Source organism: Kitasatospora sp. NPDC002965, assembly GCF_040611255.1.
Classification (GTDB): Bacteria; Actinomycetota; Actinomycetes; order Streptomycetales; family Streptomycetaceae; genus Kitasatospora.
Genome location: NZ_JBEXNT010000083.1, coordinates 20,350 through 41,977 on the forward strand (window position 1 = coordinate 20,350; position 21,628 = coordinate 41,977).

Here is a 21,628-nt window from a genome sequence, read left to right on the forward strand (position 1 = left end):
GGGAGGGCCCTACTGGCCGGGTGCGGCCGTGCGGCGGCGCCGGACGGACATGGCCAGCAGGAAGACGGCCGACAGCACCGCCGCCAGCCGCAGCACGCCGGGGGCGGCGCTCCACACGGCGTCGGTGGCCTGCTGGCCCGGTTCCAGACCGGTGCCCCAACGCCCCTGGGCCCGGCCCCAGAACCAGAGGGAGCTGCCGCTGACCGTCATCAGCGGGATGCCGAAGACGGCCAGCTTGCGGGCGAAGTCGCCCAGCTGGCGGGACAGGTAGCCGAGCGCCCAGCCCACCAGCATGGCGATCAGCTGACCGGTGACGGCGCCACCCACCAGGACGGCGGCGGCGAGCAGCAGCAGCGGTGCGGGACGGCGGCCGGCCGTCGCACCGGCCTTCGGCGGCGCCGCCGGGTCCCCGGCGGCGGGCGTGGGCTGGCGGCCCTTCGCCTTGCCCTTCCGTGCCTTGCCGGCCTTCCCCCTGCCCTTCTCCGCCCCGGCCTTCCCGGGTCCGGGGTCAACCGGCGGCCCGGTCCCCCCGCCCGCGGGGGCGGCGTCCGGGGCGTCCGCCGCGGCGTCGTCCTGCGCGGTCCGCTGTTCGGGGATCGGCTTGTCGGACGCCGCCGGACCCGCCGGCCCCTCCCCGAAGTCGATCGACACGTAGTCCCAGTCGCCCGCGCTCATCGCCCGGTACGGGGCGGGGAGCGCGTCGGGGTCGCCGGGCGCCCCCTCCACCTGCTTCGCCACCCACGGCGAGTCCCCACCGAAGGAGGACGGGGACGGGGCCGGAACCGACGGCCGTGCGGCGGACGGGGCGGACGGGGTGGGCGGACCGGAAGCCGCGGACGGCGCGGACGGAGGCGCGGACGGCGGGGCGGCGGGGCGCGGCGGCGTCGAGGGGCGCGGAGGCGCGTCGGGCACCGCCTCCTGGGCGTACACGCTGTCGCCGTCCCCACCTCCGGCCGGGCCCGCCGTACCCCCCGAGCCCGGCGGCTCGCTCCAGGGCCCCTGCTTGCGCCACCACTCGCCGTCCGACATCCCCACCACACCCCGCCTTGCCCGAACCCGTACCGGAACCCGTCCCCGTCCCCGTTGCCCGTGACGGTACCCACCCGCCGTCCCACCACGCGAGCCGGACCGCACGTCCTCCCGCGCCGGACCGCGCCGGACCGCGCGGCACGACACCGAACCACCCGCGTCCGCACCCGAACGGCACCGGGACCGGCCCCCACCACCCGCTCTCCGCCCATCCCCCACCCCGCCCCGGCGCGACTAACCTAGGTCGAATGACCACACAGCAGGGCTCCCAACGCCAGGCCAAGTCCGCCGCCGGCCCCCGCACCCTCGCGGAGGAACTCCGTACCCGGCCCGACGACGACCTCGCCACCCTGCTCCGGTCCCGCCCCGACCTGCTCAACCCCGTGCCCGGCGACCTCACCCAGCTCGCCGCCCGGCTCTCCTCCCGCGCCTCCGCCCTGCGCGCCCTGGAGCGGCTGGACCGGTTCACCCTGCAAGTCGCCGAGGCCCTCGCCGCCCTCCCGGACGGCGCCACCCCGACCGCCGTCCGCACCCTGCTCGCCGGACCGGCGAAGGTGAAGCCGCACCCCGGCGCCACCCCGCTGACCGCCGGCGACCGCTCGGCCGTCGCCGCCGAGCTGCCCCGCGCGCTCGCCACCCTGCGCGACCGCGCCCTGCTCTGGGGCCCTGACAACGGCCTGCGCCTGGTCATCGCCGCCCGTGAGGCGCTCGCGCCGACCGCCGCCAACCCGGGGCGCACCGGCCTCGGTCCGACCTTCGCCGAGGCGAGCACCGGCATGTCCCCGGCCCGGCTCCAGCAGTTGCTCGCCTCCGCCGGACAGCCCGCGACGGCCGACCCGGTCTCCGCCGTCGCCGGGTTCACCGCGCTGCTCACCGACCGCACCCGCTGCGACGACCTGCTCGCCACCGCCCCCGAACCGGCGCTGCGGCTGCTGGAACGACTGGTCTGGGGCCCGCCCACCGGCACCGTCCCGGACGCCACCCGCCCGGTCACCGCCGCGGACGCGCAGAGCCCGGTGGAGTGGCTGCTCGCCCGCGGCCTGCTGCTGCCCACCAGCCCGGGCAGCGTCGTCCTGCCCCGCGAACTCGCCCTCCACCTGCGCGGCGGCCGCTCGCACCGCACCGTCGAACCGCTCCAGCCCGAACCGTCACCCGCCGCTCCACCGCGCGATCCACAGGCTGTGGACAACGCCGCCGCCGGACAGGCCCACACCGCCGTCCGGACCGTCGAGGAACTGCTCGACCACTGGGGCCTCACCCCGCCGCCGACCCTGCGGGCCGGCGGCCTCGGCGTCCGCGACCTCAAGCGCACCGCGCAGACCCTGGAGACCACCGAGCAGCTCGCCTCCTTCTGGATCGAACTCGCCCACACCGCCGGGCTGCTGGCCCCGGACGGCGAGGCCGACGAGCGCTGGGCACCCACCCCCGCCTACGACGACTGGCTCCACCTCGGCACCGCCGCACGCTGGACCGTCCTCGCCCGGGCCTGGCTCACCGCCACCCGCGTCCCCGCCCTCGCCGGCACCACCGACAGCAAGGGCAAGCCGCGCGCCGCCCTCGGACCGGAGCTGGACCGCACCCTCGCCCCGTCCGTACGCCGCGCCGCCCTCGCCCTGCTCGCCGAACTGCCGCCCGGCACCCCGGCCACCGCCGACGAGCTGCTGCCCACCCTGCGGTGGCAGCGCCCGCTGCGCGGCGGACCGACCGCCCCCGACGGCCGCGACCTGCGCGACGACCTCGCCACCTGGACCCTCGCCGAGGCCGAACTCCTCGGCATCACCGGCCGTGGCGCCCTCGCCGCCCCCGCCCGTGCGCTGCTCACCGCCGAGGCCGACCCCGCCGGGGTGCTGGCCCCGCTGCTGCCCCGGCCGCTGGACCACGTCATCCTCCAGCCCGACCTCACCGCGGTCGCCCCCGGGCCGCTGCTCACCCCGCTCGCCCACGCGCTCGCGCTCTGCGCCGACATCGAGTCCAAGGGCGGCGCCACCGTCTACCGCTTCACCCCCACGTCGGTCCGCCGCGCGCTCGACGCCGGTCGCAGCGCCGCCGACCTGCGGGCCTTCCTGGAGCAGCACTCCCGGACACCCGTCCCGCAGCCGCTCGGCTACCTGATCGACGACGTCGCCCGCCGGCACGGCATCCTGCGGGTCGGCGCCGCCTCCTCGTACCTGCGCTGCGACGACCCCGCGCTGCTCAACGAGGTGCTCGCCGACCGCCGCTCCGTCGACCTGCGCCTGCGGCTGCTCGCCCCCACCGTGCTGGCCTCGCAGGCGCCGCCCGACGCCCTCCTCGCCGCGCTGCGCACCATGGGCTACGCGCCGGCCGCCGAGTCCGCCGAGGGCGACGTGCTGATCACCCGCCCCGACAGCCACCGCACCCCGCCCCGGACGGCTCCCGTGCCCGTCCCGGACGGCCCGCCCACACCGGACGACACGCTGCTCGCCGCCGCGATCAAGGCGATCCGGGCCGGCGACCGCGCCGCGACCGCCGCCCGCCGCGAACCGGCCGCCACCGACGGCCGCCAACTCCCGCGCACGGCCGCGGCCGAGACGCTCGCCTCGCTCCAGACGGCGGTCCTGCTCGGCGAACGGATGTGGATCGGCTACCTCAACGCCGAGGGCCTCGCCAGCCAGCGGATCATCGACCCGGTCAAGGTCGAAGGCGGCTTCGTCACCGCCTTCGACCACCACGACGGCGAGCTGCGCACCTTCGCGCTGCACCGGATCACCGGCGTGGCCGAACTCGACGAGTAGCCACCGGCCCGGAGGCGAGCCGGTGCCGGTCCGGACCGCACCCGGCTCGGACCGGCTGCACCCGGCTCGGACCGGCGGAAGGACGGCCGGAGGAAGGACGGCCGGCCGAGGAACGGCCGGAGGAAGGACGGCCGGCCGAGGAACGGCCGGCGGAAGGACGGTGCGCGGTCAGTGCGCCTGCTGCTGCGCCGCCTGCTCTCCCTGCTTCTCCTTCATCGCCTTGTCCGCCATGGCGGCGAGGTCACCCTGCCCGATCGGCATCACGGAGTTGGCACCGGCCAGGTCCGCGAGCAGGAACGCGGGCGCCGCGAGCGGACCGCCGGGCCCCTCGCCGATGCCCGCCAGGGCGTGCGCGGAGGTGGCCGAGGAGGCGGTGGCGGCGAAGGCCGTACCGGCCAGGGCGAGAGCGGTGAGGACGCGCTTCGACGTGTTCATACCCGAATCAACGAGCCGCCCCGGCCCGGGTCACCCCCGGCCCCGCTCCCGCTCCTCCCCCGCCCCGCTGCGCCGCATTTGACGCGCACCGTCCGGCGGCGTAGTCCGGAGGAGGGGGACGACGGAAGGAGCCATCATGCTCGGCGATCCGATCGGCGAAACGAAGGGCCAGGACATCGGTCGACGCGTCCTCGCCGCCGAGGAGGGACACGTCGTCGTCGAGGTCTCGTTCGAGGGCAGCGGCGACTACTACGGCACTCCGGTCAAGGGGTTCGGCACCTACGAGTCCGAGCTGCGCGCCGACGGCACGCTCCGCGGCGAGGGCCAGGGGGTCGACATGACCTCCGACGGCCAGACGATCAGCTGGCACGGCATCGGCATCGGCCACTTCACCGAGGACGGCGGCACCAGCTGGCGCGGATCGCTCTTCTTCTCCACCGCGTCACCGCAGTTCGAGCGCCTCAACGGCATCGTGGGGCTCTTCGAGTACGAGGTCGCCCCGGACGGGAAGTCCACCGGCAAGTACCACGAATGGAAGTAGCCTCCCGACCACGCGGCCGGATGAGCGACACTGGAGGGTCTGCGTCCCTGCAGACCTGTCAGCCAGTGGAGGGCTTCCCCGCGTGAACGACGGACCACTCATCGTCCAGAGCGACAAAACTCTTCTCCTGGAGATCGACCACCCGAAGGCCGCCGACTGCCGGCGCGCCGTCGCGCCGTTCGCCGAGCTGGAGCGTGCGCCCGAGCACGTGCACACCTACCGCATCACCCCGCTCGGGCTGTGGAACGCGCGCGCCGCCGGCCACGACGCCGAACAGGTGGTCGACGCCCTGGTCAAGTACTCCCGCTACCCGGTGCCGCACGCGCTGCTGGTCGACGTGGCCGACACCATGGCCCGGTACGGGCGGCTCCGGCTCAGCAAGCACCCCACCCACGGCCTGGTGCTCACCAGCACCGACCGCCCGGTGCTGGAGGAGGTGCTGCGTTCCAAGAAGATCGCCCCGCTGGTCGGTGCCCGGGTCGACCCCGACACCGTCGTCGTCCACCCCTCCGAGCGCGGCCAGATCAAGCAGATGCTGCTCAAGCTCGGCTGGCCCGCCGAGGACCACGCCGGCTACGTCGACGGGGAGGCCCACCCCATCGAGCTGGACGAGAACGGCTGGCAGCTGCGCCCCTACCAGGCCCAGGCCGTCGAGGGCTTCTGGCACGGCGGATCGGGCGTCGTCGTGCTGCCCTGCGGCGCCGGGAAGACCCTGGTCGGCGCCGCGGCGATGGCGTACGCCAAGTCGACCACGCTGATCCTGGTCACCAACACCGTCTCGGCCCGCCAGTGGAAGCACGAACTGGTCAAGCGGACCTCGCTCACCGAGGACGAGATCGGCGAGTACAGCGGCACCAGGAAGGAGATCCGCCCGGTCACCATCGCCACCTACCAGGTGATGACCACCAAGCGGAAGGGCGTCTACGCCCACCTCGAACTCTTCGACGCCCGCAACTGGGGCCTGGTCGTCTACGACGAGGTCCACCTGCTGCCGGCGCCGGTCTTCAAGTTCACCGCCGACCTCCAGGCCCGCCGCAGGCTCGGCCTGACCGCCACCCTGGTCCGCGAGGACGGCCGCGAGGGCGACGTCTTCTCGCTCATCGGGCCCAAGCGCTTCGACGCACCGTGGAAGGAGATCGAGGCGCAGGGCTACATCGCGCCGGCCGACTGCTGCGAGGTCCGGGTCACCCTGACCGACTCCGAGCGGCTCGCCTACGCCACCGCCGAACCCGAGGAGCGCTACCGCTTCTGCGCGACCACCGCGACCAAGCGCCGCGTGGTGGAGGCGCTGGTCAAGAAGCACGAGAAGGACCAGACGCTGATCATCGGGCAGTACATCGACCAGCTCGACGAGCTCGGCGAGACCCTGGACGCCCCCGTGATCAAGGGCGAGACCAGCAACGCCCAGCGCGAGAAGCTGTTCGACGCGTTCCGCAACAAGGAGATCAGCGTCCTGGTCGTCTCCAAGGTCGCCAACTTCTCCATCGACCTGCCCGAGGCGACCGTCGCCATCCAGGTGTCCGGCACGTTCGGCTCCCGCCAGGAGGAGGCCCAGCGCCTCGGCCGCGTCCTGCGACCGAAGGCCGACGGCCACTCGGCCCACTTCTACTCCGTGGTCGCCCGCGACACCGTCGACCAGGACTTCGCGGCCCACCGCCAGCGGTTCCTGGCCGAGCAGGGCTACGCCTACCGCATCATCGACGCGGACGACGTGCTGTAACCGGTCATGGCCGGTAGTCCAGGGCGTCCAGCAGACCACCCACCGAGGTGCACGGATTGCTGACGCACCAGCACTCGATCTGCCCGTCCGGCTGCTCGTGCCGGGCGTGCAGATCGAGTGCCGCGGCGCGGGCCTTGACGGTCAGGCCCCTGACGTCGTCGAAGGCGAACTCCTTCCTCTTGGGGTCGTACCCCTTGAGGACCTTCGCCAGTTCCCTGGCTGCCTGCTGGCTCTGCAGGTACGCCCGGCCCCGGTCGAAGTGGAGCAGGAGCCAGAGCTCGAAACACGGCGAGGAGAGCGCGCACTTCACACCCTTCTCGCGGGCGAGTCTCAGGGCCCGGTCGAGGGACGGTGCCTGCTGCGGGGCTTCGACGTCCAGCACGCACCACACCTCGTCGAACGGCTCGTCCGCACGGGCAGCGTGGGCTATCGCGGAGTTGACGAGCGACCACGGCTCACCGTGCGTGTTGCCGATCTTCAACGAGACCGGCTTGCTCCGAAGGTCCTTGACGAGGCCGCGGAGGTAGATCTTCTCCGTGACCTCACCCTCGCAGTAGACCAGGAAACGGCGCTCCTGCTCACGCGTGTTCGCGTTCTGCTTCTTCGTCCCGAGCGGCTTGCCCCGCCTCATCGACCCCACGCTTCGCCCCGATCCCCACCAGAAGCTCTTCGTCGAAGAAAGGTAGCGCACCGTAACGGCCTGCGAGGTAGCGCTTCTCAAGATTCTCGACACCGTCCCTGACCCTGAAGTCGACCAGTGCGGTCAGCTCCGTGGCCCCCGTACGGGCGTCCTTGGTCGCCAGATAGACCTGGTCCCGGTGCAGATTCGCCTCGCTGTGCGGGGCGAGCAGTGTCGCGTCATGCGTGTTGAAGAGGAGTTGGGCACCGCCTGTGTTCCACTCCCGGTTCTGGAAGAGCGCCACCAGGCGGGCAGCGAGATGCGGATGCAGCCGTGCGTCCAACTCGTCGACGACGAGGAGTGATCCGTCCTGCAGCGCGCCGACCACCGGTCCGAGCAGTCCGGCCCAGGTACGCGTGCCGTTCGACTCGTCGTGGAGATCGAGAGTCACGGGCCCGCCCTCCGCCGCGTGGACGAAGCCGATCTGGGGAGCCGGCTTCACGTCGAACGCCTCGTCCTCCGGAATCTCGGGAACCAGGACCCGCATGGCCGACCTCACCTGACGCACACGTTCGTCGTCCCACTCCTCCTCGGTGATCGAAAGATCGGTGATACCAAGGTCCGCGAACTGGAGCAGGCCCCTGAGCCTGTCGCGATATTCCTCCGATTTGTCCCACAACCTGCGCGTCTCCTGGATCCTCGCGCCGAAGTTCGCGTCGAGTGCAACCTTGAGCCCGCGGTGAAACCATCGGTGGATTCGCCGCAGAATGTCATGGTTGTTTCCCGCCCCCGCCGACAGGTAGAGGCTGTTCGGCCGCACGACGTCCTCGATCAGCCGCCTGCGCCCCCGGAAGCTCGGCCCGTACGCGTAGCTCGACGTCCCGTCGTCGGCCACCGAACGCTCGAAGAGACGGCGTGGTCGCCCCTCCGGAAAGCTCCTGAGCCACTCCTCGCGCACCTGCCGGTCGTCCAGCTCGAAGCCGTACTCGAAGTGGACGCCGTCGAGCACGATGTCCACGGCGAACGCGGACGGCGCCGCCCGGCCCCCTGCGGTGAGCAGGAACGGGACACGCGACGTGCCACCGTCCGGCAGCCACCGGGCGTGCGATTCGAGGACCGCACGACGCATGTAGACGAGCGCCCGCAGCGCGTTGGACTTGCCTGACGCGTTGGCCCCGAGAATGGCGAGCGCCGGGAGCACGCGGACACCCGCCGCAGACGCCTCGGTCACCGCGATGTCGTCATGCTCGTCGGTGGCGACCAGGCTCAGCTCCTGCTCCTCCAGGAGCGACGCGTGGTTGGCCACCCGGAACCGCATCAGCATCGTTGGCCCTCCTCATCCATTCGATGGGGAGACTACCCAAATCAAACTGCCGAAATCTGCAAAGTTCCGCGAATTCAGGCTTCTGATTGCACTCTGCTCAGTACTTGACGCCGTCGCGCCCGAGGAGGACCACGCGCGCGGCGGTGTCGAGGGCGATGCCGACGTTGCGGACGGCGGTGGTCAGGGGGCTGCGGCGGCGGCCGGGGGTGCCGGTCGCGGTGGCGCCGGCGGGGGCGGACTGCTGGGACGGCACTCGGGGCGCCGTGATGTGTACGGTGCTCATGGTTCAACGGTAGGTTCCGGACACGCCGGGCACATCACCCCAAAGGCCGTATCCGGCAGGACGGAGGTCGTCCTCCGGGAGTACGGAGGCCCCGAGGGATCCAGGAGCTGGAACCCGGAGGCGGACCGGACTAGGATCGTCCGTCTGCCCCCTCCCGAACCGTGGTACCTGCTGTAGTCGCGCAGGCAGCCGGGGGAGGCGCCGTCCGTTCGGCAACCGGTCGGCCGTACTCACCGTGAGCTCCTACGATCCGCTGCGCCCGCCCGCGGGGCAGCCGGAAAGGTTCGCTGTGCCCGCCACCCCCACCACCGATCCCCTGCAGCGCGAACGCGACCACCTGGCGTCCTCCCGCGCCGCGCTGCGCGCGATGCGCGAGGACGTCGAGTCGCTGGACATCAGCGACGTGACCGGCACCTGGGTCACCGCCGTCGTGCTCCGGAACCAGATCGAGGCCCGGATCGCCTCCCTGGCCGACCTCTCGCACACCCCGCTCTTCTTCGGCCGCCTCGACTACCTCCACGCGATCAGCGAGGAGCTGTCCGAGGGCTCCGGCGGCGAGAGCTTCTACATCGGCCGCCGGCACGTGCACGACGCCGGCGGCGACCCCATGGTGATCGACTGGCGCGCGCCGGTCTCCCAGCCGTTCTACCGGGCCAGCCGGACCGACCCGCTGGACGTCGAGCGGCGCCGCCGGTTCGGCTACACCGGCGGCGAACTGACCGCGTACGAGGACGAGCACCTCACCGACCCGGCGGAGCACGACACCTCCTCCGCGCTGCTGGCCGCCGAGATCGAGAAGCCCCGCGTCGGCCCGATGCGCGACATCGTGGCCACCATCCAGCCGGAGCAGGACGAGATCGTCCGCGCCGACGTCTCCGGCACCCTCTGCGTCCAGGGCGCGCCCGGCACCGGGAAGACCGCCGTCGGCCTGCACCGGGTGGCGTACCTGCTGTACGCGCACCGCGAGCGGCTCGCGCGGACCGGCACGCTGGTGATCGGTCCGAACAACGCCTTCCTCTCCTACATCGAGCAGGTGCTGCCCGCGCTCGGCGAGGTGGACGTCGCCCAGGCGACCGTGCAGCAGCTGGTCGGACACGTCGAGGTACGGGGCGAGGACTCCGCCGAGGCGGCCCGGCTGAAGGGCGACGCCCGGATGGCCGAGGTGCTGCGCCGGGCGGTCCGGGCCGGCATCACCCTGCCCACCGAGCCCTGCGTGGTGGTCCGCGGATCCCGCCGCTGGCGCGTCCCGGCGTACGAACTGATCGAGATCATCGAGGAGTTGAAGAGCCGCGACATCCGGTACGGCGCCGCCCGGGATGCCCTGCCGCAGCGGATCTCGCACGCCGTGCTGCTGAAGATGGAGCAGGGCGGCGAGGCCCCGGACGACCGGGTGCAGGACGCGGTGGCCCGCAACGCGGCGGTGAAGGCGGTGGTCAAGGAGTGCTGGCCACTGGTGGAGCCGGCCAAGCTGGTGCTGCGCCTGCTCTCCGAGCCGGAGTTCCTCGCCGCGTGCGCGGACGGCCTGCTGACCGCCGAGGAGCAGGCGGCCGTGCTGTGGCCGAAGCCGGGCCGCTCGGTGAGGACCGCCCGCTGGACGGCCGCCGACGCCGTCCTCGTCGACGAGGCGACCGACCTGGTGCAGCGCACGCCCTCGCTCGGCCACGTGGTCCTCGACGAGGCGCAGGACCTCTCGCCGATGCAGTACCGCGCGGTCGGCCGCCGCTGCTCCACCGGCTCGGCGACCGTGCTCGGCGACCTCGCCCAGGGCACCACCCCCTGGGCGACGGCGAGCTGGCCGGAGGCCCTGCACCACCTCGGCAAGCCGGGCGCCCACATCGAGGAGCTGACCAAGGGCTTCCGGGTGCCGGAGGAGGTCATCTCCTACGCGTCCCGGCTGCTGCCGGCGATCGCGCCCGGACTGGCCCCGGCCGGCTCGGTCCGCGACGCCCCGGGGTCGCTGATCGTCCGTCACGTCGACGGCGCGGAGCGGGTCGAGGCGGTGGTCGAGGCCTGCCGCCGGGCGCTGCTCAACGAGGGGTCGACCGGCCTGATCGCGGCGGACGCGCACGTCCCGCTGCTCGCGCAGGCCCTGGCGACGGCCGGCCTGCCGCACCTCGCCCCGGGCACCGAGACCAGCGCGGAGGCCCGGCTGACGCTCGTCCCGGCCTCGCTGGCCAAGGGTCTGGAGTACGACTACGTGGTGCTCGACGAGCCGGCCGCGGTGATCGCCGGCGAGCCGGACGAGCGGACGGGCCTGCGGCGGCTGTACGTGTCGCTGACCCGTGCAGTCTCCGGCCTGGAGGTCCTGTACTCGGAGCCGCTGCCCGAGCAGCTGCGCTGACGGACGCGACGCCGGAGGACGGGGCGCGGGGCGCCGGGTACCGGGCACTGATGGACCGCGCCACGACGGACGGTGGCGCCACGACGGAGGGGCCGGCCCGTGGAGGGCCGGCCCCGGGCTCCGACGTGGTTCAGCCGCCGATCAGCGCCCGCCACTCGGCCACCTTGGCGGCGTCCACCGGCGACTGCCACCCGTCGACCCGCACCGCGCCGCCGACGTGGAAGGCGTCGAAGCCGGCCGCCAGCAGCCCGGCCAGGTGCTCGGCACGCAGGCCGCCGCCGATCAGGATCCGCTGGGTGTAGCCGGGCTCGCCGGCGCGGGCCAGCTCGGCCAGCAGGACGTCCCGGCCCGCGTCCACGCCGCCGGCCGCGCCGGAGGTGAGGAAGGTGTCGAGGCCGGGCAGCGCGCCGACGGCCGCGCGCACGGCGGCCCGGTCGGCGCTGTGGTCGACCGCCCGGTGGAAGGTCCACCGGCAGCCGGCCACCGCGTCGGCGACGGCCTCGGTGGCGGCGAGGTCCACGCCGCCGTCGGCGTCGAGGAAGCCGAAGACGAACTCGTCGGCACCCTCGGCCCGGAGGGCGGCGGCGCGGGCGCGCAGCTCGTCCAGGTCTCCGGGCGCGAAGCCGTCGCGCAGGCGCAGCATGACGCGCAGCGGCAGCTCCACGGCGTCGCGGATCTTGGCGAAGTCCTCGACCGAGGGGGTCAGCCCGTCGGCGGCCATGTCCGTGACCAGTTCGAGCCGGTCGGCGCCGCCCGACTCGGCGGCCTGGGCGTCCTGGGGCGTCAGCGCGATGACTTCGAAAATTGGTCTAGACATATCAGACAGCCTGCCACATCGGGCAGCGCCCGGCGAGCCCCGTGCAGCCACCCGGAGCACCGAATCCACCCGCCCCTTCCGGCAACCGCGTCGACCGCACCCGCCCGGCGACGGCGCGACCGGCCCGCCCCCGACCCCGGACCCGGACCCGGCCCCGGACCGACCGGACGGCCCCGACCGCGACCCCGGACAGACCGAACGGCCGGACGACCGGTCCCACATCCGGTCGTCCGGCCGTTCAGGGGCGGCGAAGCCCCGGCCGTCCCCGCTCCGACGGGGTTCACGCGAACCCGCCGGGCCCGCGGATCCCCGACGGATCCGCGTGCACTCAGGCGAGGCTCCGGCCACCTCCCGCCCCGGCTCCACTCCGGCCGAGGATCCGGCCGAGGGCCAGCAGCACCACCAGCGCGACGCCCATCAGCGGCAGCAGCCGCCACGCCCCGCCGACCACCTGCCAGGCCCGGAAGAGACTGAACCCCGCGCTCAGCGCGAGCACCGTCAGCCCCATCGCCGCCGGCGCCAGCCGGCCCCGGGCCACCCCGAGCAGCGACACCAGCGGGACGATCAGCAGCAGCGCCGCCGTCCGCCCGTCCATCAGCACGAAGGAGCTGTAGAACTCCTCGGCCAGCAGGACCAGCCCGCCCCCGACCATCGAGGCCACCACCACGACACGGCTCCGCCAGGTCGGACGTTCCAGCAGTTCCTGCGGCGCGAGCGCGAAGAGCAGGCCGGACACCAGCTGCGGTGTCGCCTCGCAGCTCCCCAGGAAGAACTGCCACCCGTCGTGCGAGACCCCGATCACCTCGACCATCCGGAACACCCCGGCGAGGACCACGACCAGCGCCGTCACCCGGGCGGCCTGCCGGCGGCCCGCCAGCACGAAGGCGACGAGCAGCAGCGGGACGAACATCTCCCCGACGGAGGCGATGAACCCGGGCACGTGCGTGATGTGGTCCGGCGTCATCAGCAGCCTGGGCCGGTACGAGCCGACCGCGCTCCCCAGCGCCTGCGCCACCCCCAGCCCCGCGATCGCCCCGGCGATCAGCGGCGCGGCGGCCGCGAGCAGCTGCCCCAGGCGGGACGAGGCGGTCAGCCCGGCGCGCATGCGCAGGCCGTAGGCCCCGAGGTCGACCGCCTCCCGGGCGGTCGCCAGCTTGCCGGCCTCGGCCGTGCTGTCGGCGAAGACGGCGGACAGCTCGTCCCCGCGCTCCCGGCGGTAGCGGGCCGGGTAGAGCCGGAGCGCGGCGCGGAACGCCACCGGCTCCGCCAGGAATCCCGGAAAGGTCTGATGAGTCATGCGAAGGCCCCCCTGACCCTCAGGAACGCGGGCCGCGCCGTTCCGGTCGGACGGACGGCGGCGGGCCGGACGGCCGCCAGCCTGCGCCGCGCCTCCTCGGCGACGGCGGCCAGCCGTTCGGCCTCGGTGCCCAGCGCGCCCCGTCCGCCCTCGGTGAGCGCGTAGGTGCGGCGGGCCCTGCCGTCGACGACCTCCTCGGCAGCGACCTCGATCAGGCCCTGCTGGAGCAGCCGGTCGAGCGCGCCGTACAGCGTGCCGGTGCGCATCGTGACCCGGCCGCCGGAAATCGCGGCGACTTCCTGGATGAGCGCGTAGCCGTGCCGGGGGGCATCGGCGAGCGCGGTGAGCAGGAGCAGCGTCGGCTCCTGCATGGCCCGTTCTGTCATGGAACTACATATACCGTCCACCGACATATCCGGTCCAGCGGAATCCGTCACCGATCCGGGTGACGGCCGGACAGAATGACCCCATGCCCGACGCACCCGACCCCGGTCTCCTCGCCGCCTGGACCGCCCTGCTCCGCCGCTGCGGCACCGGGACCGACCCCGGACCGGCCGGACGGGAGCTGCTGCGGCGCTGGGCCGAACCGCAGCGGCGGTACCACACCACGGAGCACCTGCGTGCGGTCCTGGCCCACGTCGACGCGCTCGCCGGGCACGCCGCCGACCCGGACGCCGTCCGGCTGGCCGCCTGGTTCCACGACGCCGTCTACCGCCCGGACCGCTCGGAGAACGAGGAGCGCAGCGCCGTCCTCGCCGTCCGCGCGCTCACCGAGGCGGGGCTCTCCGCCGCACGGGTCGACGAGGTCGCCCGGCTGGTCCGGCTCACCGTCACCCACCACCCCGAGCCCGGTGACCGCGACGGCGAGGTGCTCTGCGACGCCGACCTCGCCGTCCTCGGCGGTCCGCCGGACGCCTACGCGGCGTACGCGGCAGCCGTCCGGGAGGAGTACGCCTTCGTCCCCGAGCCGGACTTCCGCGCCGGGCGCGCGGCGGTGCTCCGGCAGCTGCTCGCGCTCCCCGCGCTCTACCGCACGCCCACCGCGCACGAGCGGTTCGACGCCCCCGCACGCGCCAACCTGGCCGCCGAGCTCGCCGGACTCACCCGCGCGTAGGCCCTCCGGTGCCCGGCGGGCCCGCCACCCGGGCCCCAGGCCACCCGGGCCCGCCGCCCGGGCCCCGTTCCGATGCCTCCCGGGACAGGGGCGGGCCCGGCCGCCGAAGCAGCCGGGCCCGTCGAAGCACGGCCCACCGGAGCGGGCACGGGAGGCACGGCCCCGTCAGCCGGCCCGCCGCGCCAGCGGCAGCCCCCCTCGGGTGAACGCGGCCGCTCCCAGCCCGGCCACCACCGGCAGCACCACCGTGACCAGCAGGATCACCCCCCACGGTGCGGCGAACGGCGCCGCCGAGCTCCCGGCACTGTGCGCCCGGAGCAGTCCCATCGCCGGTACGAACCCGCTGATCGTGCCGAGCACCGCCCCGATCGCCGCGATCAGCGCACACTGCAGACCGGCCTGCACCCGTCGGATCCGCGGCGGCGCGCCGACCGCGGCCAGCGTGGCCTGGTCGTTGCGCGAGTCCGCGGCGGCGAGCCCGGTGGCCACGGCCGCGGCGCCCAGCACCACGACGGCCGCGAACCCGGTGAGCGCCACGGTGTTCAGGTTGCTCTTCGGGTGGTATCCCCGCTCCACCCGGAGCTGGGCGAACGGGACGATCCGTGCCACGGTCGCCTCGGCCCGCTGCTGCTCCTTCGGGGTGGGCACCGTCTCCGGCAGCCAGACCGACCCGGCCGGCCGGGCTTCGAGACCGGCCTTCCGCACCGCGTCGAGGCTCATCAGGACCGGCCCGAACCGGGCGGCTTCCGGGTTCTCCACCAGGACCGCCTCGACGCCGATCTCACGGTTCTCCGTCTGCGGCGCCTGGCCGGGCTGGACCGGTCCGCCGGCGCCGCCCTGCATCGTCAGCACCGCCCGGCCGTCGCGCAGGAAGGCTCGGTCGAAGACGACCGTCCTGCCGGCCGCCAGTGCCTCCTCGGCGGTCCGGTCGTGCAGGCCGAACAGGTTGTGCAGGACGGTCGCGTCCCCGGCCAGCGTCCGGACCGCGGACCTGCCCCGTTCGACCGGGCCCGTCCCCTGGATCCGCACGCTGGAGGAGCACTCCGGGCAGAACACGTAGACGACCTCGTGGACGTCGGCGCGGGTGCCGAGCCCGGGCAGGTCCTGCTCGACGGAGGTGCGCAGCCGCGCCAGCTGCGGGCTGTCCGGCTTGAGGGCGGCGTCGACCACGACGGCGCCGGGCGGGGCCTCCGGACGGTAGGCGGCGCGTTCCTGCGCGTCGGTACCGGTGGTGTAGACGCCGACGGCGACGGCCCCGGCGACGGCGGCCAGCACGGCGGCCACGGCCGGCGCGGTCCGGCCGCGGTGGCGGGCCGAGTCGCGCAGGGCGAGCCGGGGGCCGAGCGGGAGCCGGCGGGCCAGCCTGCCGAACAGGGCGATCAGCATCGGGGTGAACAGCAGCAGGCCCATTTCGGCGGTGGCCGCTCCGGCCAGTACCGAGAGGGTCCGGGCAGTGAAGCTCCCGACCACCGGCATGCCGGCACTGGAGTACGTGCCGACCCCGTAGACCGCCACGGCCGCGCCGGCGCCGACCAGCAGCAGACCCACGACCGGGGCCCAGCGGCTGGGGGCGGTGACGGTGTCGCGGCCGGTGAGGCCGGCCACCACGTCACGGCGGGCTGCCTGCACGGCGGGCAGCACGGCGGCCAGCAGTGCGGTGAGGACACCGACGCCGGCGATCGCCAGCAGGTCGACCGGGGCGAGCGCGAAGTGTCCGAAGCGGCTGCCGCCCGCCTCCTCGGCCCAGGGCCGGACGGCGGCGACCAGTCCGGTGCCGAGTCCGACACCGAGCGCGGCACCGGCCAGCCCGAGCACCAGCCCGGCGCCGAGGACCACGGCGCGGACGTGGCCGCGGTGGCCTCCGGCCGCCCCGATCAGGGCGAGCTGGCGGCGCGAGCGGCGGGCGCCCACGGCGAACGCGGGGCCGGCCAGCAGCGCGACCTCCAGCAGTGCCATCCCGACGACGGTGACGAGCACGACGGTCCGGTTGTCCGTGGCGGCCGTGAGGTCCACCGGCCGGTCCAGCTGGTAGGGGACGGCGGACCGGGCGGGCGGGTCGAGGGTGACGGCCCGGGAGGTGACGGTGAAGCCGTACCTGTTGAACTCCTGGACCTTGGCCCAGTCGAGCCGTCCACCGGCGGGCAGCCGCACCAGCCACTGCTCCGGCGGGGCGCCCTCGTCGGCGACCGGGGCGGTGATCCCGGCGGTCTTCGGCGCCATCGCCGCCGTGAGCGGGGCGACCACCTCGCCGGGGCGGCCGACCAGCTCCACCTTGTCCAGGTCCCCGGGGTGCTCGACCACGCCGGTCAGGGTGAACGGGGTCGCCAGGCCCTTGAGCGTGGTGGCGTCGCCGATCCGCAGCCCGGCCTCGTCGAGGAAGGCCCGGGTGACGGCGGCCTCGTGCGGCGCGGAGGGGGCCCGGCCCTCGACCAGGTCGAGACGGCCGGACCAGTCCTTCGTGGTCAGGTCGGCCTCACCGGTCGAGGTGGTGAACAGGCCCTCCCTGGTCGAGGCGCTGACCTCGGGTCCGGGGGTGGCCGGCAGGAGCACGGCCCCGGGCGGCAGTAACCCGGTGACCAGGGCGGCCGGGGCCGTCGCGGCGGCGCGCTGCTGCTCGGCGGTGGCCGTCTCCCCGGCCACCAGCACCCGGACGCCGTCCTCGGCGACCGGGGCCTGTTCGACCGCGCGGCCCGGCCGGTAGGCGGTGACCAGCGCGTCGGTGCCGCCCATGAGCCGCTCGACCCGCTCGCCGGGGGTGAGCTGGCCGCTGCGGTAGACGACGTCGGCGCCGGTGACACCGAGGACGGGCAGGGCGATCATGGCGACGACGAGGGCGCTGCGGCCCTTGGCGCGCAGGGCGTCGCGGCGGGCGATGCGCAGCGCGACGCGCAGGGCGGAGAGCCTCATCGACCGGCTCCGTTCCGGCTGGAGAGCAGCAGCAGGGTCTCGGCGTCCCGGCCGATGCTCTCGTCGACGATCCGGCCGTCGCGCAGGAAGACCACGCGGTCGGCCCAGACGGCGTGCCGGGGTTCGTGCGTGACCATCATGGCGGCGGCGCCGGCGTCGCAGCGGGCCCGCAGCACCGCGAGCACGGCCTCCCCGGTGGCGGAGTCGAGGGCGCCGGTGGGTTCGTCGGCGAGGACGAGGCGGCGGTCGCCGACGAGCGCGCGGGCGATGGCGACGCGCTGCTGCTGACCGCCGGACATCTCCTCGGGGAAGCGGTCGGCCAGCTCGGCGATGCCCAGTTCGGTGAGTGCGGCCAGCGCCTCGCGGCGGGCGGTCCGCCCGGAGGTGCCGTCCAGCTCCCGGGGCAGCGCGATGTTCTCGGCGGCGGTGAGGGCCGGAATCAGGTTGTAGTCCTGGAAGACGTAGCCGACCGAGCGACGGCGGACGGCGGCGAGCCCGGTCCGGCTCAGTCCGCCGAGCTCGACGCCCTCGACCAGCACCTCCCCGCCGGAGGGCCGGTCGAGACCGCCGGCCAGCGTCAGCAGGGTGGACTTGCCGGAGCCGGACGGGCCCATCACGGCGACGAACTCCCCGGGGTGAACGGCCAGGTCGACGCCGCGCAGCGCGTGCACCTCGGACGGGCCGTGCCCGTGCACCCGGGTGACGTTCCGCAGCTGCAGGACGGGCCGGGCCAAATCTGTCTGGGACATGCTTCTCCCCCTCGTTTCGCGTGGGCGGACGGCCTCGCGGCCGGCGGCGCCCTACATACCGAGTATGTATACCCCCACCCGAGGGGGTGACTCAAGTGCCCGACATAAGTCGGTAGACTGCATATGCAGGTTACGCGAGTCGGAGCAGCGGAAAAAGCCGCCGTACCCGGAGGCACGACGGCGGCGGACGAGGAGAAGCGGGGGAACCGACAGGGAGAGGGCGGGGGAACCGGCAGGCGGAGGGCGGGGAAGCGGCAGGGGCGGTAAGGAGCGCGGCGACAGAGGGGGCGGCGGAGACGACCGGGGCAGCGGGCGGCGCCGGAACGGCGGGAGCGTCAGGCGAGCTGCCCGACGGGCGCCACCGCGGCTCCCTGCTTGCCGCAGACCCAGTGCGGCTCGGGGCCAAGCTCCGGCTCCACGCCGAGCGCGTGCGGGTCCCCGTCCGCCGCGCACTCGGCGCAGAGCGGCCAGCGGCCGTAGTTCTCCAGCAGCGCGTCCTGGACGTCCTGGGCGACCAGCCCGAGCACGTACTCGGTGCCGTCCGGCCACTGCTCCAGCCACCAGCGCCGGTGCGTCACGGCCTGCTCGACCAGCGACACCACGGCGGCGTCCGCCACGTCCCGTGCGGTGAGGTCGGCCAGAATCAGCGCCCGTGCGGTGTGCAGCGCCGTCTCGATGTCGTCAGGGGAAGCCATCGGCCCATTCTCCCAAACCCGCCGCCGCCCCGGACGCCCTCCGCACGAGACCCCGCCGAACCGCCCGGTGCCGCGCCCCGCAGACGCCCCCGCTCCCCCGCAAACGCCGCACGGGCGGCCCCCCGAAGGGGACCGCCCGTGCGGACGAGGAACCGTCCGATCCGAAGGATCAGAAGTCCATGTCACCGCCCGGCATGCCGCCGCCGGCGGCCGAAGCCTTCTCCGGCTTGTCGGCGATGACGGCCTCGGTGGTGAGGAAGAGCGCCGCGATGGAGGCGGCGTTCTGCAGCGCGGAGCGGGTGACCTTCGCCGGGTCGATGATGCCCGCGGCGATGAGGTCGACGTACTCGTTGGTCGCGGCGTTCAGGCCGTGGCCGGCGGGAAGGTTGCGCACCTTCTCCACCACGACGCCACCCTCGAGACCGGCGTTGGTCGCGATCTGCTTGATCGGGGCCTCCAGCGCGATCTTGACGATGTTGGCACCGGTGGCCTCGTCGCCCTCCAGCTCCAGCTTGTCGAACGCGACGGCGGCCTGCAGCAGGGCGACGCCACCACCGGCGACGATGCCCTCCTCGACGGCGGCCTTGGCGTTGCGCACCGCGTCCTCGATGCGGTGCTTGCGCTCCTTGAGCTCCACCTCGGTGGCCGCGCCGGCCTTGATGACGGCCACGCCGCCGGCCAGCTTGGCGAGGCGCTCCTGGAGCTTCTCGCGGTCGTAGTCCGAGTCGCTGTTCTCGATCTCGACGCGGATCTGGCTCACGCGACCGGCGACCTGCTCGCCGTCGCCGCCACCGTCGACGATGGTCGTCTCGTCCTTGGTGATGACCACCTTGCGGGCGGTGCCCAGCAGGTCGAGGCCGGCGCTCTCCAGCTTCAGGCCCACCTCCTCGGCGATCACGGTGCCGCCGGTGAGGATGGCGATGTCCTGGAGCATGGCCTTGCGGCGGTCACCGAAGCCCGGGGCCTTGACGGCGACGGACTTGAAGGTGCCCTTGATCTTGTTCACGACCAGGGTCGACAGGGCCTCGGCCTCGACGTCCTCGGCGATGATGACGAGCGGCTTGCCGCTCTGCATGACCTTCTCCAGCAGCGGCAGGAGGTCCTTGACCGAGCCGATCTTGGAGTTGGCGATCAGGATGTACGGCTCGTCGAAGACGGCCTCCATGCGCTCCAGGTCGGTGGCGAAGTAGGCCGAGATGTAGCCCTTGTCGAAGCGCATGCCCTCGGTGAGCTCAAGCTCCAGACCGAAGGTGTTGCTCTCCTCGACGGTGATGACGCCTTCCTTGCCGACCTTGTCCATGGCCTCGGCGATGAGCTCGCCGATCTGGGTGTCGGCGGCCGAGATGGAGGCGGTGGAGGCGATCTGCTCCTTGGTCTCCACGTCCTTGGCCTGGGCCAGCAGCTGGTCGGAGACGGCGATGACGGCCTTCTCGATACCACGCTTCAGGGCCATCGGGTTGGCGCCGGCGGCGACGTTGCGCAGACCCTCGCGAACGAGCGCCTGGGCCAGCACGGTGGCGGTGGTGGTGCCGTCACCCGCGACGTCGTCGGTCTTCTTGGCGACCTCCTTGACGAGCTCCGCACCGATCTTCTCGTACGGGTCCTCGAGCTCGATCTCCTTGGCAATGGAGACACCGTCGTTGGTGATCGTGGGGGCGCCCCACTTCTTCTCCAGAACGACGTTGCGACCCTTGGGGCCGAGCGTGACCTTCACCGCGTCGGCGAGCTGGTTCATGCCACGCTCAAGGCCGCGGCGAGCTTCCTCATCAAAGGCGATGATCTTGGCCATCTGAAGTGGTCCTCCGGGACACGGTCGACTGCTCGGACCAAGGGGTGCCCGCGACGGACGGCCCTGGTATGCGGGGGTCCCTTCCCCTACCGCTCCCTGGGGCCTCACCGACCCGGTCCGCTTATCACTCTCAAGCTGTGAGTGCTAACGCCAATGATTAGCACTCTAGGTGGGCGAGTGCAAGCCCAATCGGCAATCCGCGAGCGCCTCCGGGGCCCTCCGCGCGCCCCCCTCCGGGGCCCCTCCGGCGGTCCCCGACCGCCTCCGGACGCACCCCCGGACAGGCCGGCGGGCCCGTACGACGTGTGTCGTACGGGCCCGCCGGGAAGCAAGAGGCGCACCAGCCGATGAGCCGAGCCGAACTCCTGGGTGTCGGAAAGGTCAGACCGCCGCGCGGACCATGTCCGCCTGCGGGCCCTTCTGCCCCTGAGAGATCTCGAACTCGACCCGCTGGCCCTCCTCAAGGGTGCGGTAGCCGTCCATCTGGATCGCGCTGTAGTGGACGAAGACGTCCGCACCACCGTCGACCGCGATGAAGCCGTAGCCCTTCTCCGCGTTGAACCACTTGACGGTGCCCTGAGCCATTCCGAACTCCCCTAGTGCTGTGCTGGCCCTTCACGTGCCCGCAGGTCTGCGGGCCCGGGTCTGGTTGGAGGCCGGCCCGGGGAACCCCCCCTGGGCGCAACCGCGCACGCCACAATCCCCCCGACGCCGCCGGACGGTATCCGGCGAACGGGCGATTGCGTCGACCGCGGCTGAATGTATCCGGATCGACGCCCTCTGCAACAGGGTCAACGGTTGGGAATTCCCCGGCATGATCAAGGGACAGCCCGGGAGTAATCGGGAGGAAGGCCGCCTTTCCTCCCGGACATAGCGGACGGAATGCCCGAAATCCGCTCCAGAATTCTGACACCGGCCTGACATGTTTCCCTACCGCGGGCCCGTCGCCGGTCTCAACGGCCGGACGGTCGGCGGCGGTACGGGTGCGAGTGGGCGCGGTCGCCGGGAGGGCGGGGAGGGGCGGCGCTGTTCCCGGTACAGCGACACTTTACTCCGCCCGGGACGGAAAATATTCCCGCCAAAATACGACCGGCCGTTCGCGGCGCGGAATTCCGCGCCGCGCGCCGGGCCGCGCCGGGGGAAAGCGGGCACCAGGCCGCCGCCCCCCCCCCCCAGAAAGGGTAAGCAGCCCCGGCCAAGAAAAAAAGCGCAGCG

At 73.7% G+C, this 21,628-nt stretch carries 18 protein-coding genes; 5 read left to right on the forward strand and 13 right to left on the reverse strand.

All coding sequences use genetic code 11. The features are described from left to right. Window positions 1-9 precede the first annotated feature (9 nt). A complete protein-coding gene (locus ABZY91_RS27325; RefSeq protein WP_355405640.1) occupies window positions 10-738 on the reverse strand; it encodes a hypothetical protein in 729 nt (242 codons plus the stop codon). A gap of 539 nt (window positions 739-1,277) precedes the next feature. On the opposite strand from ABZY91_RS27325, the gene ABZY91_RS27330 reads away from it, so the two are divergent. Continuing rightward, window positions 1,278-3,782 carry a helicase C-terminal domain-containing protein gene (locus ABZY91_RS27330; RefSeq protein WP_355405641.1) on the forward strand — a complete coding sequence of 835 codons (2,505 nt, stop codon included), beginning with the start codon at window positions 1,278-1,280 and terminating at the stop codon, window positions 3,780-3,782. A gap of 168 nt (window positions 3,783-3,950) precedes the next feature. Here ABZY91_RS27330 and ABZY91_RS27335 read toward each other — a convergent pair whose 3' ends face one another. Next, complete coding sequence (locus ABZY91_RS27335) at window positions 3,951-4,217, reverse strand: hypothetical protein (protein ID WP_329877105.1); 267 nt, start codon at window positions 4,215-4,217, stop codon at window positions 3,951-3,953. A 136-nt stretch (window positions 4,218-4,353) separates the two neighbouring features. Here ABZY91_RS27335 and ABZY91_RS27340 point away from each other — a divergent pair, with 136 nt between their 5' ends. Then, window positions 4,354-4,758 (forward strand): hypothetical protein, encoded by a 405-nt coding sequence (locus ABZY91_RS27340; protein WP_355405642.1) that lies wholly within the window; start codon window positions 4,354-4,356, stop codon window positions 4,756-4,758. Window positions 4,759-4,840: 82 nt separating this feature from the next. Continuing rightward, window positions 4,841-6,478 (forward strand): DNA repair helicase XPB, encoded by a 1,638-nt coding sequence (locus ABZY91_RS27345; protein WP_329877109.1) that lies wholly within the window; start codon window positions 4,841-4,843, stop codon window positions 6,476-6,478. Window positions 6,479-6,482: 4 nt separating this feature from the next. On the opposite strand, the gene ABZY91_RS27350 is transcribed toward ABZY91_RS27345, so the two are convergent. The 3 genes from ABZY91_RS27350 to ABZY91_RS27360 all read right to left on the reverse strand — a co-directional run bounded on the left by ABZY91_RS27350 (window position 6,483) and on the right by ABZY91_RS27360 (window position 8,704). Then, window positions 6,483-7,109 carry an RloB family protein gene (locus ABZY91_RS27350; protein WP_355405643.1) on the reverse strand — a complete coding sequence of 209 codons (627 nt, stop codon included), beginning with the start codon at window positions 7,107-7,109 and terminating at the stop codon, window positions 6,483-6,485. Next, window positions 7,057-8,421 (reverse strand): ATP-binding protein, encoded by a 1,365-nt coding sequence (locus ABZY91_RS27355; RefSeq protein ID WP_355405644.1) that lies wholly within the window; start codon window positions 8,419-8,421, stop codon window positions 7,057-7,059. The genes ABZY91_RS27350 and ABZY91_RS27355 overlap by 53 nt, the downstream gene beginning before the upstream one ends. A 97-nt stretch (window positions 8,422-8,518) precedes the next feature. Continuing rightward, on the reverse strand, window positions 8,519-8,704 hold the full coding sequence (locus ABZY91_RS27360; protein WP_329877113.1) for a hypothetical protein: 186 nt from the start codon (window positions 8,702-8,704) through the stop codon (window positions 8,519-8,521). A gap of 289 nt (window positions 8,705-8,993) precedes the next feature. On the opposite strand from ABZY91_RS27360, the gene ABZY91_RS27365 reads away from it, so the two are divergent. Next, window positions 8,994-11,045 (forward strand): AAA family ATPase, encoded by a 2,052-nt coding sequence (locus ABZY91_RS27365; protein ID WP_355405645.1) that lies wholly within the window; start codon window positions 8,994-8,996, stop codon window positions 11,043-11,045. A 130-nt stretch (window positions 11,046-11,175) separates the two neighbouring features. Here ABZY91_RS27365 and ABZY91_RS27370 read toward each other — a convergent pair whose 3' ends face one another. The 3 genes from ABZY91_RS27370 to ABZY91_RS27380 all read right to left on the reverse strand — a co-directional run bounded on the left by ABZY91_RS27370 (window position 11,176) and on the right by ABZY91_RS27380 (window position 13,545). Continuing rightward, on the reverse strand, window positions 11,176-11,862 hold the full coding sequence (locus ABZY91_RS27370) for a copper homeostasis protein CutC (protein ID WP_329948969.1): 687 nt from the start codon (window positions 11,860-11,862) through the stop codon (window positions 11,176-11,178). Between the two features lie 328 nt (window positions 11,863-12,190). Next, window positions 12,191-13,159 (reverse strand): hypothetical protein, encoded by a 969-nt coding sequence (locus ABZY91_RS27375; protein WP_355405646.1) that lies wholly within the window; start codon window positions 13,157-13,159, stop codon window positions 12,191-12,193. Next, window positions 13,156-13,545: a PadR family transcriptional regulator gene (locus ABZY91_RS27380; RefSeq protein ID WP_329948971.1), complete on the reverse strand. Its 390-nt coding sequence runs from the start codon at window positions 13,543-13,545 to the stop codon at window positions 13,156-13,158. The genes ABZY91_RS27375 and ABZY91_RS27380 overlap by 4 nt, the downstream gene beginning before the upstream one ends. Window positions 13,546-13,628: 83 nt before the next feature. Between ABZY91_RS27380 and ABZY91_RS27385 the strand changes: the two genes are divergently transcribed. Then, window positions 13,629-14,273 carry a hypothetical protein gene (locus tag ABZY91_RS27385; RefSeq protein WP_355405647.1) on the forward strand — a complete coding sequence of 215 codons (645 nt, stop codon included), beginning with the start codon at window positions 13,629-13,631 and terminating at the stop codon, window positions 14,271-14,273. Window positions 14,274-14,438: 165 nt separating this feature from the next. Here ABZY91_RS27385 and ABZY91_RS27390 read toward each other — a convergent pair whose 3' ends face one another. From ABZY91_RS27390 to ABZY91_RS27410, 5 genes are all read right to left on the reverse strand, one after another. Beyond that, entirely contained in the window at window positions 14,439-17,180 is a 2,742-nt protein-coding gene (locus ABZY91_RS27390) for an ABC transporter permease (protein WP_355405648.1), read from the reverse strand. Continuing rightward, window positions 17,177-17,929, reverse strand: a complete 753-nt coding sequence (locus ABZY91_RS27395) for an ABC transporter ATP-binding protein (protein ID WP_355405649.1) — start codon at window positions 17,927-17,929, stop codon at window positions 17,177-17,179. Before ABZY91_RS27395 ends, ABZY91_RS27390 begins: the two co-directional genes overlap by 4 nt. A 335-nt stretch (window positions 17,930-18,264) precedes the next feature. Then, window positions 18,265-18,624, reverse strand: a complete 360-nt coding sequence (locus tag ABZY91_RS27400) for a hypothetical protein (RefSeq protein ID WP_329948975.1) — start codon at window positions 18,622-18,624, stop codon at window positions 18,265-18,267. A gap of 169 nt (window positions 18,625-18,793) precedes the next feature. Next, window positions 18,794-20,413, reverse strand: coding sequence for a chaperonin GroEL (groL, locus tag ABZY91_RS27405; protein WP_329877131.1), 1,620 nt, complete (start codon window positions 20,411-20,413; stop codon window positions 18,794-18,796). Between the two features lie 381 nt (window positions 20,414-20,794). Beyond that, window positions 20,795-20,998: a cold-shock protein gene (locus tag ABZY91_RS27410; RefSeq protein WP_030289665.1), complete on the reverse strand. Its 204-nt coding sequence runs from the start codon at window positions 20,996-20,998 to the stop codon at window positions 20,795-20,797. Window positions 20,999-21,628 lie beyond the last annotated feature (630 nt).

What these genes read in the sequence shown, in the direction of transcription:
- ABZY91_RS27330 (WP_355405641.1), top strand. Translation starts at nt 1,278, where the DNA reads ATGACCACACAGCAGGGCTCCCAACGCCAGGCCAAGTCCGCCGCCGGC.
- ABZY91_RS27335 (WP_329877105.1), bottom strand. Translation starts at nt 4,217, where the DNA reads ATGAACACGTCGAAGCGCGTCCTCACCGCTCTCGCCCTGGCCGGTACG.
- ABZY91_RS27340 (WP_355405642.1), top strand. Translation starts at nt 4,354, where the DNA reads ATGCTCGGCGATCCGATCGGCGAAACGAAGGGCCAGGACATCGGTCGA.
- ABZY91_RS27350 (WP_355405643.1), bottom strand. Translation starts at nt 7,109, where the DNA reads ATGAGGCGGGGCAAGCCGCTCGGGACGAAGAAGCAGAACGCGAACACG.
- ABZY91_RS27355 (WP_355405644.1), bottom strand. Translation starts at nt 8,421, where the DNA reads ATGCTGATGCGGTTCCGGGTGGCCAACCACGCGTCGCTCCTGGAGGAG.
- ABZY91_RS27360 (WP_329877113.1), bottom strand. Translation starts at nt 8,704, where the DNA reads ATGAGCACCGTACACATCACGGCGCCCCGAGTGCCGTCCCAGCAGTCC.
- ABZY91_RS27370 (WP_329948969.1), bottom strand. Translation starts at nt 11,862, where the DNA reads ATGTCTAGACCAATTTTCGAAGTCATCGCGCTGACGCCCCAGGACGCC.
- ABZY91_RS27375 (WP_355405646.1), bottom strand. Translation starts at nt 13,159, where the DNA reads ATGACTCATCAGACCTTTCCGGGATTCCTGGCGGAGCCGGTGGCGTTC.
- ABZY91_RS27380 (WP_329948971.1), bottom strand. Translation starts at nt 13,545, where the DNA reads ATGACAGAACGGGCCATGCAGGAGCCGACGCTGCTCCTGCTCACCGCG.
- ABZY91_RS27385 (WP_355405647.1), top strand. Translation starts at nt 13,629, where the DNA reads ATGCCCGACGCACCCGACCCCGGTCTCCTCGCCGCCTGGACCGCCCTG.
- ABZY91_RS27390 (WP_355405648.1), bottom strand. Translation starts at nt 17,180, where the DNA reads ATGAGGCTCTCCGCCCTGCGCGTCGCGCTGCGCATCGCCCGCCGCGAC.
- ABZY91_RS27395 (WP_355405649.1), bottom strand. Translation starts at nt 17,929, where the DNA reads ATGTCCCAGACAGATTTGGCCCGGCCCGTCCTGCAGCTGCGGAACGTC.
- ABZY91_RS27400 (WP_329948975.1), bottom strand. Translation starts at nt 18,624, where the DNA reads ATGGCTTCCCCTGACGACATCGAGACGGCGCTGCACACCGCACGGGCG.
- groL (WP_329877131.1), bottom strand. Translation starts at nt 20,413, where the DNA reads ATGGCCAAGATCATCGCCTTTGATGAGGAAGCTCGCCGCGGCCTTGAG.
- ABZY91_RS27410 (WP_030289665.1), bottom strand. Translation starts at nt 20,998, where the DNA reads ATGGCTCAGGGCACCGTCAAGTGGTTCAACGCGGAGAAGGGCTACGGC.